9 protein-coding genes are annotated in these 12,626 nt (G+C 47.0%); 8 read left to right on the plus strand and 1 reads right to left on the minus strand.

Translation table 11 applies throughout. The features are described from left to right. The first annotated feature begins 124 nt into the window (after positions 1 to 124). Both MRBLPE1_RS11505 and MRBLPE1_RS11510 read left to right on the plus strand, forming a co-directional pair. Positions 125 to 664, plus strand: a complete 540-nt coding sequence (locus tag MRBLPE1_RS11505; protein ID WP_364145393.1) for a GNAT family N-acetyltransferase — start codon at positions 125 to 127, stop codon at positions 662 to 664. Positions 665 to 1,113: 449 nt separating this feature from the next. Further along, on the plus strand, positions 1,114 to 5,583 hold the full coding sequence (locus MRBLPE1_RS11510; protein WP_364145394.1) for an FIMAH domain-containing protein: 4,470 nt from the start codon (positions 1,114 to 1,116) through the stop codon (positions 5,581 to 5,583). A gap of 72 nt (positions 5,584 to 5,655) precedes the next feature. Here MRBLPE1_RS11510 and MRBLPE1_RS11515 read toward each other — a convergent pair whose 3' ends face one another. After that, positions 5,656 to 6,828 (minus strand): ROK family transcriptional regulator, encoded by a 1,173-nt coding sequence (locus tag MRBLPE1_RS11515; protein WP_364145395.1) that lies wholly within the window; start codon positions 6,826 to 6,828, stop codon positions 5,656 to 5,658. Between the two features lie 195 nt (positions 6,829 to 7,023). Between MRBLPE1_RS11515 and MRBLPE1_RS11520 the strand changes: the two genes are divergently transcribed. From MRBLPE1_RS11520 to MRBLPE1_RS11545, 6 genes are all read left to right on the plus strand, one after another. After that, positions 7,024 to 7,578 carry a YdcF family protein gene (locus MRBLPE1_RS11520; RefSeq protein ID WP_364145396.1) on the plus strand — a complete coding sequence of 185 codons (555 nt, stop codon included), beginning with the start codon at positions 7,024 to 7,026 and terminating at the stop codon, positions 7,576 to 7,578. 116 nt (positions 7,579 to 7,694) lie between these two features. Next, positions 7,695 to 8,003, plus strand: coding sequence for a hypothetical protein (locus MRBLPE1_RS11525; protein ID WP_364145398.1), 309 nt, complete (start codon positions 7,695 to 7,697; stop codon positions 8,001 to 8,003). Beyond that, positions 8,000 to 8,764: a Cof-type HAD-IIB family hydrolase gene (locus tag MRBLPE1_RS11530; RefSeq protein WP_364145399.1), complete on the plus strand. Its 765-nt coding sequence runs from the start codon at positions 8,000 to 8,002 to the stop codon at positions 8,762 to 8,764. The genes MRBLPE1_RS11525 and MRBLPE1_RS11530 overlap by 4 nt, the downstream gene beginning before the upstream one ends. Positions 8,765 to 8,809: 45 nt before the next feature. Next, on the plus strand, positions 8,810 to 9,916 hold the full coding sequence (locus tag MRBLPE1_RS11535) for an SGNH/GDSL hydrolase family protein (RefSeq protein ID WP_364145400.1): 1,107 nt from the start codon (positions 8,810 to 8,812) through the stop codon (positions 9,914 to 9,916). Between the two features lie 192 nt (positions 9,917 to 10,108). Then, positions 10,109 to 11,557, plus strand: a complete 1,449-nt coding sequence (locus MRBLPE1_RS11540; protein ID WP_364145402.1) for an ABC transporter substrate-binding protein — start codon at positions 10,109 to 10,111, stop codon at positions 11,555 to 11,557. 103 nt (positions 11,558 to 11,660) lie between these two features. Further along, on the plus strand, positions 11,661 to 12,608 hold the full coding sequence (locus MRBLPE1_RS11545; protein WP_364145403.1) for a carbohydrate ABC transporter permease: 948 nt from the start codon (positions 11,661 to 11,663) through the stop codon (positions 12,606 to 12,608). The last annotated feature ends 18 nt before the right edge of the window (positions 12,609 to 12,626 follow it).

The raw sequence follows: 12,626 nt of genomic DNA on the forward strand, positions 1-12,626 counted from the left end.
TGGAGGAGCTAGCAGCGATGCAGTTCCTCTTTTTTCATTGAAGTAACGGACAGAATATTCGAAAAAGGAACTTGAGAAACTTTGGCGAAATTTACTATTAATATCTGGTTCAAGGAGAAGTTATATGGTTGAAATACGCTGGGCTCAACTGGAGGATATCCAAGAGCTAGGTCTTGTCCACTCTGAGGCATACCGCAATGCTTATCAAGGGATAATTCCCGATGAATACCTTAATCAAGTCACCCCCAATGTTAGAGAGGAGTATTTTCATACAGTTCTTACACAAGGAGAAGAACTTGTAGCTATTGCGCTTATTGATAAAAAAACTGTGGGTTGTATTGTATTAAAAGCTTGTAGTGACGATGATATACAAAGCCACAGCGGAGAAATAACGGCAATTTACCTGCTTCAAAAATATAGAGGCATTGGCCTTGGAAAGACGCTCCTAAAATGGGGTATAGAGAGATTAAAAGCTTTTGGATGCACTACAGTAGCAATCTGGGTGTTAAGGGAAAACCACAATGCAATCCGCTTTTATGAAAAGCAAGGCTTTGTTCGTGATGGAGCAGAGAGATTAATAAGTAGAGGTAAAGAATTAATTCAGTTTAGATATTTATGGATGTTAAAGGAATGGAGAATTGAGCTAACGGGTAACAATAGTTGAACAGTCAAGGAGCAGTTTATCACGGTGTCTCGTTAGAAAATCAACAGGATGTTATTCAATGGCTTGAAGCGGATGCAGGTGTGCAGAACGGGTAAAAAGTGAAAGGGCAGAAAGCGCACCTGTAACAAATATCTCTATAAGAGATCCTCGTCGATAGATGGGGATCTTTTTTATATTTTACTTTGACCATCAGGGGATTTGTTCTTATAAGTTTTTGTAACAATGGCTTGATAAAAAAGGAATTTAAATAAAAAGAGCGAAAAATTAAATTAATACATCAAATGGATTAATAAATAAAAGGTTATCTGGCATTTTTCTCTTTCTTTCCTATTGGCCGGACTTCTAAAAGGTGGTGATGAGCAGGCAAATTTTACTTATCGAATTTTGGTATTAACGCAATTGCATCCAGAATCGAGGCGAAATGAATAAAAGAGGAGATGAAGGGATTAATGGCAGCAAAAAGATGGAGGTATCGTTTATCTTTTTTGTTAACGGCAGTCATGCTAGGGGTTTCTTTGCTTCCAATAGGTTATGCTGCAGCTGATACGTCTGGGGTACAGAGCTCTGATACACCTCCAACATTGCTCATAACAGAACTTGTTCCTGATTCCACGAATGTTGGCGATGAGGACGCCTACGAATATGTAGAGGTGTACAACAATACCGATCAGCCGATCAACTTTGGAGATTATATGATTATTTACCGATACCCGGGAGCCCCAGACGATGATCTGCACTGGAGGCCTTACGCATCAGTTATTATACCTCCGCAGCAAACATTAGTGCTTTGGGGGATGACAACAGCAGATACGCCAAACCGGACAGTCGGCGAATTCAATGCGAACTACGGTACAAATCTTATCGAGAATGTAAACATTATCCGGATCCCCAGCGGGATGAATGACTTGCGTCAGCGCACGATTGCGATAGCGACCAGCACGGGGCAGGATATTGTGACAGCCAGCTACAACAAAGGTGTCGTGGATACGAAGCCGGATATGGGCATTCTCTATACTATTCCAGACACTGGGAGTCTCGAGGCGAAACTGCTGAGTTCTAAGGTAGTGCGAGGAACACCGGGCAGTCTCGAGCCTGGACAAGCTCCGGCACAGCCTGTTTCGATTCAAACGGACTTCGTTGAGCCGACCGTCCGGAATATGACGAGCACAGCCGCTCCCGACTTAAACCATCCGATCGAATTCGTTGCGGAAGCAAATGATGACCGATTGCTCACATCGGTAGTGCTTCATTATAAAAAGGCCCGGGATCAGGTCTATAAGTCTTCCCATATTGCCAGGGGCAAGGACGGTTTGTTCCGGCATTCTCTGGATTTTACGGAATGGTACGGCAGCACGAAGATAGACTATTTCTTCAGGGTATCCGACGGTACGAATGTGACCGAGACAAGCTATGCGCAGCTATCGCTTCTAGGAGAGCAAAACGTACCGGCGTTGAATCTAAAAGACGGTAACGTCATATCCGGAGAGAAGGTTGTCGTTGCTTCGGGCAACGGTATTTCGCCGAATGACCTGACGTTATCCATCGAAGGCGCCGGAACGAAAATGGGTTTAGACGGCATAGCTTTTTTTACGTTTGAAGCCAGTGGTATTAACGCCGGACAAAATGCGATTACGGTTGATGGGGATATTGTGCAAATCATCCCGCACAACACGACCGGCTATGTAACGGTTCAAATACCGGTCAGTCCGGGTCTATTTAAATATGGGCAAGTGAACACCATAACCGTTCAGGCTGGCTCGACTAATCGGCCTTATTATGAGGAAGCTCCAGAGACGCTGGATCTGGATGACTATAATATCCAAAACGTACGGCTTATTTTAGCTGACGGTACAGTGCTGCGGGACCCGCAATACGCACCTGCGGCTAATTTTGATATGGGGGATGACGGCAGGTTCTTGCCAATCGTCAATTTCAACTACGACATTCCAGAGAGCGGGTGGGTGGAGACTTCAGGTATCGAGAAGGCGATGGACAAGCCTTCGTACTTCGTCTTTGAAGCTAATGGAATTGACAACGGGAGGAATTATGTGACAGTTGGCCGTGAGGAGTTAAGCATGATTCCGCTTGGCACGACGAACTACACAACGATTGCTGTTCCGGTCAGGCCGGAGCTGTTCCGTTCGACATCGCCGAATCGAATCGCCATCCGGGCGGGCTCGGTGAACAGAGCCTACTACGAGCATGCGCCGGAGGGCGGCCTGGATGACTTTGATATCCGCAACGTCCGGCTTGTGCTTGCTGACGGCACAGAGCTGAGGGACCCTAAGTATGCGAGTCCTTCGCTTAAGTTTGATATGGGGGATAACGGGCGCTTCCTGCCGATTGTTTATTTCGAGTTTGCTTTACCGGAAGATAAGTGGAATGCGGTCTCCTATCGTTGGGATACGACAGAAGCTGCGGATGGACCGAGGAAAGTGACGCTGGCGTCAGCGAATGGCCAGAGTGCTGTCGCTAATGTACTCGTAGACAATAATGGTCCGGTCATTACGAGCAATATGACAGAGGGCCAGTCATACAAGGGCAGTTTCATGATAACTGCGGAGGCGAATGATACTGTATCGGCCATCTCATCATTCTTGGTGACTTTGGATGGGGCTGCTATTCAAGTACCCTATTCGGCATCTTCAGCTGTACTGGATGCAGGGGAGCATGTGCTGTATATGAAAGCGACAGATGCAGCGGGACAGACTATGGAGAAAACAGTCCATTTCGTTACGTCAGAGGAGCATCCGTATAAACCGGTACCGCAAGCACCTGCAAATGGAACGACAGATGTCGATACGGATGCCGTGCTGCAGGCGAAGGTACAGGACCCTGCAGGTGATTCCATGCAGGTCACCTTCTACCAAGGGAAGCAGATTAGCGCAGGAAGTGAAGCTGTAACAGCTTATGCCAATGCTGTAGACAGAGAGCCGCCGCTTACGCTCGTTTCCCCGGGCGACGCGCTGCTGTCAGAAAGCGAGAAAGCTAAACTAGCCGCTTCAGACAATGAGTACGTAACAATTGATGCAACCCTGCAATTCCCTTATCAAAGGTTCGAGGTGGAAGTTGGCCCCGATGTTGGAGCGGGTGATCTTATCGAACTCTATTGGGAAGGACACTCGCTTGAAGGACGGAAAGTAAGCCTGTACGCCTGGAATTATCGGTCGGGCGAATGGAAGCCGCTCGCATCGATGGTTGCCCTTTCAGAGGAGGACTTCACATTGGCTGCTTCCGTACAAGCCGCTGAATATGTTAGTAACGGCCGGGTTCAAGCGCTTATTCAGGACCTGATTCCGGGACCGGATGATTACGACTATACGTTTGTAGCCATGCCTGATACGCAGCTTTATGCGGAAATTTTACCTGAATACTTCCAAGCTCAGGTCGATTGGATTCGAGACAATAAGGAAGCGATGAATATTCGCTACGTGGCGCACGTTGGTGATATCGTTAATTTCTCAGCTAACATGGATCAGTGGGACCGGGCGAATAAGTACATGAAGGTGCTTGAAGATGCTGACATTCCTTACGGAGTAGTAGCCGGGAATCATGATGTATTTGATGGAGGAGCAAACTCGGTACCGGATTACTCGGCGTTTTCGCAGTATTTTGGCAAGGCACGCTTCGAGGATAAACCTTTCTATGGTGAATCCTATAAGGACAATCGCGGTCATTACGACTTGATCTCAGCGAGCGGCAATGACTATATTTTCGTCTACATGGGCTGGGGCGTTAATGAGGAAGATATGAACTGGATGAACGAGGTGCTGCAGCAACATCCGGAACGAAAAGCGATACTCGTGTTCCACGAATACATGAAGGCGAATGCGACTCGTTCCGCAACAGGAGAAATGATTTATAACGGCGTAGTTATACCTAACCCGAACGTTGTCATGGTCATTAGCGGCCACTATACCGGCAGCTCGGTAAAAACCGATGCGCTGGACGACAATAACGACGGAACGGCTGATCGCTATGTGCACCAAATTCTTAATGATTACCAAGGAATTGAAGACGGCGTTACCGGCGGCTCCGGCTATTTGAAGCTGTTCCACTTCAATACGGAAACGGGTCAAGTGTACGTCAACACATATTCACCTGTACTTGATGATTATAATTACTATGAGCCTCAAAGGGACGAGTGGTCACTTAAGATGGATCTTGAGCCTCAAGTAAAACGAGTCGCTACCGATATGATGGAGGTGCGGATCTATTCGGATGAGGCAATCGGAAGCACCGTTCAAGCTGCAAGCGGGGATACCGTGCAGATGACATGGAGCGGGCTTGCCGGAAGCCAGACCTATTATTGGTATGCGGTTGCAGAGGATGCGTTCGGCGGACTTAAAGCGTCAGAGCTGACGAGCTTCCGCACGCGTCTCGTCGTTCCTGCTCCGTCAGGGCTGAAGGCAGCTGACATTGATGCGGCAGGAGCATTGGTAAGCTGGAATCCAGTCTTCCCGAGCGACGGCGGAGCGGTGGCTTATCGTATTTCCGTCAATGGTGCTGAAGCTGCGACGGTTACGGAATCCGTTTATGCGGCTGGAGGCCTTGAGCCGGATACGGAGTATCGTTTTAAAGTCATAGCGGTGCATGAATCAGGGGTTGTGTCAGCGCCGAGCGAAGAGCTGGTTGTCCGCACACTGATCACCCTTCCTTCGCTTCAAGCAACGCTTGACCAGTTGATCGCTTCAGGCGGGGTGTTAAGTCCGCTTACGAATCAATTGAGCAATTCTCTAAAGCAAGCGGAGCATCATAAGGAGAAAGGCCAGCATGACCAAGCAGTCAAGAAGCTGGAGGATTTTCTCAAGGATCTGCGGAATGAAGCATTAGCCTCATCTGTGTCAGAGGATGCCAAGCAGCTTTTAGAGGAGAAGACACAAAGGCTGATACAGCTATGGAACGGCCGGCAAAATTAATCGATAAGACAAAAATTAACCTCCATGCCAAAGTTGGTATGGAGGTTTTTTGCCAGTATTGCGACCGCTCGTTTATAACGATAACGCATCCAGTGGAATTTCGAACACATGCTTGAGTACTAGGCCTGCTGCAAGAAGGGTTTCATCCGGCATCTGCTCCATATAGAGAAGTTCAACGCCGCGGCTTGTCATAGGAACGCTTTCCATAAGCGTCTCCTTCAGCTTCGAAACGATATCACTACCCCAAGATTCTAATACACTACCTGTCAGCAGCACGCGGCCAGGGTTTAGAAAAGTCACCAAATTGCTGATGGCTACAGCCAGGGTTCTGATCATTGTATCGTGCAAATGAAGCATGGACTCGTCGCCTGATCTGACGGCTTGTTGGAAAGCTTCAAGCGTTTGCCCTGTGTTAAATTGGAGTCCGCTTATGGATAACAACGTCGTCAGGCAGCCTGTTCCTCCGCAATGACATGGATAAGCTTCCGGCCCTGTGAAAGCTTTATAATGACCGAATTCACCTGCAACGAAAGTCGATCCGGAAATAAGCCGCGTATCCGAAAAGATCGCCCCGCCGATTCCGTAATCGAATTTCAAAGTAATATTGTCTGTGGAACCGCTAAGGCAGCCATTCATATTTTCATTAACCGCTAATAAATTGGCATCATTCTCAAGATAGACAGGCAACTCATACTTCTCCTCAAGCAGTGACTTGAGCGGAAGCTGTAAGAAGCCGAGGCCTGGAACACGCAGCAGGATGCCCTGCTTCGAATCGGCCAGCCCTTGTACGCTGATCCCGATACCTTTCGTCTTGGCAAGCTCCGGAACCTGCTCCAACAGCTCGTCAATGACTTCATGCAGCAGTTGAAGCAGGTTGTCTATACTTTTGTACTTGTCCACGGAACGCTTGGTCGATGACAGCCGTTCATTGCGGAAGTTATAGACGCAGCCCCGGATATATTTGCCGGCGATTTCAATGCCTAATGCATAATGGCTGGAGCTGTTGACGGAGAGCGCAACCCGCTTTCTGCCGCTGCCGGCTTCTAATGGCATATGCTCGCCTTCGAACACGAGACCATCCTCCAGCAGGCGATTGACGATATTGGTTACGGTTTGTTGGCTCAAGCCTGTCTTATGTGCCAGCTCAACGCGCGAAATGGACCCTTCAGAAAATATCAAATAAAGTACCTTTTGCTGGTTGATGGATTTCAGCAGCTTGTGGCTAGTGTTTTTTAAGGAGTGCACGAATGGAACCCTCACTTTATTAATTTTTGATTGACAGTACATACAGTTTGTGTAGAATATTAATAAAGTCATTTGATTTATTAATATTACACCTATTATAACCTACTTTAAGAGGAACGTGAATAGTAAATGTGGATAGCTGGAATTGTAATCATCATGTTTGTACTTTGCATTCCACTTGCGTTTTTTTGTTGGATGCATACAGCAAGCCTGAGACAGGGACGCGCCGACGCTCTTATTGTACTCGGTTACCGTTCCGATGACGGCAGTATTCATCCGCTTCTGAAGGAACGGCTCGATACGGCTCTAAAGCTCTTTCGTCAATATGATTATTCCTATATGGTGCTTTCCGGCGGAGCTGTAGGCTCGGACCGGTCAGAGGCAGAGCTTATGCGGGACTACCTGGTTCTGCAGGGCATTGCTGAAGAGAGGCTGATCTTAGAAATGAAGTCACGCAATACGGTGCAAAATGTAGTCAACTGCAGACAGCTCCTCAGGCAACATGGACTCAGCACGTGCGTGCTTGTCTCCAATTCATTTCATATTCGGCGAATGAAGTACATTATGAAGAAGCTTGGCATTCCGGCTATTTTCTATGCCAAAAGGGATATACGCAGCATCCTGACGCTGCAGTTTCGGTTAACCTTCCTCGAGATTCGCGCATTCCGTTTGACACTGCCTTGGATTGAGAAAGCCTTGAAGACAAATAGCGCGGTCAATAACAGAAAAGAGCAAAATGCCGCTGGTTGATGGAAGTGGAGCCGAAGAGGCTGCTCCTTCTTAAGCATTGTTTGAAAGCGGATACAAATCGCAGGCAAGGTAGATGCTTATAGGAGGTGGGGCTTAGCGGTTGAGAGGGCCGCATATTGGCTATTCGGTACACAAATGTAACGATCGATATTAACGCATCAGCTAACATGAAAACAATCCTTTCCACCAAAATCTCTGCAGCCGACGACAAATATATGTTTGATCAATTCAATACGACCTCATCAGCCGGTATCGTATCGCTCGCCAAAGCAGGGAAGCTTGAGCCGTTGGATGATATCTGGGATTATAAGCTACCGATGCTGTTCGCTGGCGTAACGATTGCAATGGTCCCTTCCATTATAATTTACATCATGTTCCAAAGGCTTCTAATGGAAGGAGTTACGATGGGAGCGGTGAAAGGATGAGTGTTATGGATACCGTAAAGGCGGGCTATAAGTTAATTGCCCTTGATCTGGACGGAACGCTTCTGACGGAGGATAAACGGATTTCTGATGAGTCCAAAAAGTGGCTCCGCTACGCGGTCGATCACGGCGTTAAGGTTATGTTCTCAACCGGCAGAGGCTTGCAGAATGCCAAATCATTTTGGGGCGAGCTTGGCTTGGATTCTCCAATGGTGCTTCTTAACGGAGCGGAAATTTGGGAAGGCCCCGGGAGGCTGCGGAAGCGTATCTTTCTGCCTCGGGACACTGTTCGGCGACTGCACAAGATTGCCGTACAGCGGGGTCAATGGTATTGGGGCTACAGTGTGGAAAGCTTGACGAACGAGGATGCCTGGACGCCGGAGATGTTCGAGCGGGATTGGATGAAGATCGGCATCGGCAGCCATGATGTGAAGATGCTTGCACAGATAAGGGAAGAGCTAGAGAGCTGGGGAACGCTTGAGATCACCCGGTCAGCCCCGATTAACCTTGAAATTTCCGTTCATGGGGTAACCAAGGAAAGCGGAGTACGCGAGGTTTGTGAAATATTGGGCATCACCATGTCTGATGTCATCGCTATGGGAGACAGTGACAATGACGTCAAACTGCTGCAAGCAGCAGGGCTTGGCGTAGCTATGGCCAATGGCGAGGAGCACGTCAAAGCGATAGCGGGTGCAATAACCGCCTCCAATAGTGAGGATGGGGTTGCTCTAGCAATACGGAAATATGTTTTTGATATGGAGTAAAAAACGGTATGGGTTGGACGTAAAAATATAGAGGAGTGGATACAGATGTCCGTTCAATCGAAAGAAATCGACATAAACCTGCTAGGTGAAAACGATGGCCCGGAGACGTTTGAAGGAGAACCGCTTCAGTGGCTTTCTCCACTGAAGCCTCCTTTTCAAATTGTAGGCTTCCCATGGCTAGCCCAGGATGGTGTTTATCGTCGTCTCCCTCTTAATCCGGGGGTGCCTTTGCCGTCCGCAGTCGATACTCTTGCCTATTGTACTGCTGGAGGCCAGATTCGTTTTCGAACGAATACTTCGCGGTTAGTTATTAAGGTGCGTCTAGCTGGGCCTGCGAATATGTACCATATGCCCGCAAGCGGGCAGTGCGGTTTTGACTGCTATTTAGGGGATCCTGGCAACCAAAAGTACATCTCCACAACCAAATTTAACCATAAAAATACAGAATATGAAGCACAGCTGTTTCGGTGGAATACCAAAAGAGATTTCGCTGTAACCTTGAACTTTCCATTATATCAAGGCGTGGAGGAGGTCTTAATAGGTATAGATGAGGATGCTGCTGTCAGTGCTCCTCCTTCCTATTACAGCAATAGACCCGTTGTCATTTATGGCACCTCCGTTACACAAGGCGGATGCGCTTCGAGACCAGGCATGGCTTATTCCAACATTCTCAGCCGCACGTTACCGGTGCCGTTCGTGAATCTCGGCTTTTCCGGTTCCGGCAAAGGAGAACCGGAGCTGGCTCAGATCATGGCGGATATTAAAGACCCTGGGCTCTATGTGCTAGATTATGAAGGCAACACTGGAGCAGCTGAGAACATAGCAAGGACGTTGCCTGTATTCATCAGCATATTAAGAGAGCGGCACCCTGAAGTTCCTATATTAATTGTCTCCAAAATCCACAATGACGGCGACCGTTTCTATGAGGAGAGGCAGGAGCTGTTTAACCGCCGAAGACTTGTGCAGATTGAGAACGTTCAACAGAGGCGGGCAGAAGGGGATAGCCATATCCATTTTGCAGATGGCTTCGATCTGCTCGGGGAGGACTCCATCAGCGAAATTACCGTTGACGGAACACATCCGACCGACTTAGGGTTTCTTCGCATAGCGCAGTCGCTTGCGCCAATTATCAGACCGCTTCTTAACCTGTAAGTAAAGAAGAGAAAGGCCTTGATTACCCGCTCATTGCAGGTAATTTTGAGGAATTTTTTGTTTTGGTTATTCAACAGGAATAATTTACGTAACCCTAATAATTTCTTGACAGTTAGATAACACAAGACCGATAAAATAACTTCAGAAGTTGAATAAATCAAATTTATTTATTAATTAGGGGGTTTAAGATTTATGAACAAAACGTTTAAGAAGCTTGCATCCGTTGGTCTGGTTATAGCAATGGGCGTTATTGCAGCATGCAGTAACGGTGGCAATAACGCAAACAACGCTGCAAATGCACCAGCAGCAAGCAACGCGCCTGCAGAAGTCGCTGTATATGAAAATGGGCTTCCTAAGGATGAGAAGGTTACCTTGAAGGTCGGCTTCTTCGTTGGCGGATACGGACGCGAATGGTTCGATCATGCAGTTGAAAATTTTACAGCGAAGTATCCAAATGTATCGTTTGATATTACAGCTTCAGCTGATATGAAAACAATCCTCTCGACTAAAATTTCCGCAAACGATGATAAGGAGATGTTCGACCTCTTCAACACAACGCCAGCGGGCGGAATTGTATCCCTCGCGGAAGCGGGTAAGCTTGAGCCAATGGATGGCATTTGGGATATGAAGCTTCCGGATGCACCGGATAAAACCGTTAAAGACCTCACGCTGCCGGGCATGTACGAATCGACCTCTTTGATCAACGGAAAAAGGTATGAATTCGCGGCGTCCAGCAGTTTCGGCGGCTTGTTCTTCAATAAAAAGTTGTTTGATGAGCATGGCTGGAACCAAAATCCGAAAACATGGGATGAGTTCAAGCAGCTGCTTGCGGATATTAAGGCGGATGGAATCGCTCCGATTACCTTCCCAGGCATGCATCCGAACTATGTCGATTGGGCTTTCGGAGCAGCGAAATTATTTGAGCTTGCCGACATGAGCGGTCACGCAGACCAGTATATTGAGAACTACAAAACTTTTACGCTCCCGCAGTATAAGAGCACAGAGGTTGTTGAACACTGGAATCGCCTTTTTGAACTGGGACAACTAGGGTATTTTGCTGAAGGCTTGCCAGCTTTGTCTCATACGCAATCTCAAATGCAGGTTATTCAAAAAGAAGCAGCAATGGTATCAACAGGAAGCCACGTTGAGAATGAAATGAAGGAAGCGACACCGGCAGACTTTGACTGGGGCTTTATGATTGTTCCTTTCAGAGAGAGCACAGATCAGACGCTTTGGGTAAGAAGCGGAACGACAAACTTCAATTACATTTGGGCAAACAAGCCTGAGCTGAACAAGAAATGGGCAAAGGAATTTATCGTTGAGCTGATGACGTTGGACAATCAGCAATATATCGCTGAGAAAGCGGGCGCTTTACCTATGCGCAGTGACCTGACAGTAGATGCTGCTAGAACGGTTAACCTGTCCAGCTCGGCACAAGCTGTTCTGAAATACATCACAGAAAACAATGCACGAGCTTATAAAGCAAGCAGGTCTGTTAGTATTTCCGATCCAAACTTTGCTCAAGCGACGAAACTAATGGATGAAAATACAATCAAGTTCGTCCTGGGTCAGCAAGATCCGATGCCAATTTTGGAAGAAGCAGAAAAACTGCTGACGAAGGCTCTAGAAGCGCAGAAATAAACAGTTTTGCTGCGAGCGAGCGGGGAGGCTTCCTCTCCGCTTGCTTTTTTAAAATAATAACGGCACCAGCCGCTTAAGTTTGTAGAATAGGAGCTGTCCTCCCATGTCTGATACGACTGTAGTAAAGACACAGCGCACTTGGCTGCAAAGACTGGGTCTTGATAAAAAGAACACGCAAAAATGGATTTTTCTGTTCGTTGCCATTGTCCCCCCCTTCGGAGGGTACTTACTGTTCACGCTATTTCCGAATATACTATCACTTTATTATGCTTTTCTGGATTGGGATGGGTTTACAGAACCAAAGTTTGTAGGGTTCGATAACTTCGTTACCGCTTTCAATGACAAATATGTATGGCGTGCATTGGGACACAACGTTATATTTATGCTGGCTATCCCAACGTTTGTTGTGTTCATTTCACTGCTGCTTGGTTATTTAATTTCGAATAAAAACTATCGTGAAAATAAATTTTTGAAAGTGCTATTTTTCTTTCCTAACGTGCTCTCTACGGTTGTTATCGCGCTCTTATGGGCGTTTATTTATGACGGCTCGTATGGCTTATTAAATGGAATCATTGAACTGTTTGGTTTCGACATGAAAAACTTTTATTGGCTTGGTGACGAACGGACTGCGATTTTAGCAGTAATTCCGCCCTGGGTATGGGGTGGGGTCGCTTTGTATGTGATCATCTTCGCTAACGCGATGCTGGCTATACCAAAATCATTATACGAGGCAGCCATTCTTGAAGGTGCGGATCATATGACTCGATTATTTAAAATTACGATGCCGCTTATTATGCCAATTGTTAAGGTTGCAGTGCTTTTCTTAGTCGTTGGAACCTTAAAGAGCTTCGAAAATATTCTCATCCTGACAAATGGCGGGCCGTACGGGTCCACCGATGTCATCGGTTTGTATATGTTTAATCTGGCCTTTGGGGAGGAGTATCGGAACTACGGCTATGCTTCCGCAATTGGTATGATTCTATTTGTTATATTAGTAACCGCAAAAGTCCTAACGGATAAGTTTCTGCCGAAAAAAGACGTAGAGTTTTAATTTTCATTTAAAGGGTTC

The organism is Paenibacillus sp. LPE1-1-1.1, assembly GCF_040676435.1.
GTDB lineage: Bacteria > Bacillota > Bacilli > Paenibacillales > Paenibacillaceae > Pristimantibacillus.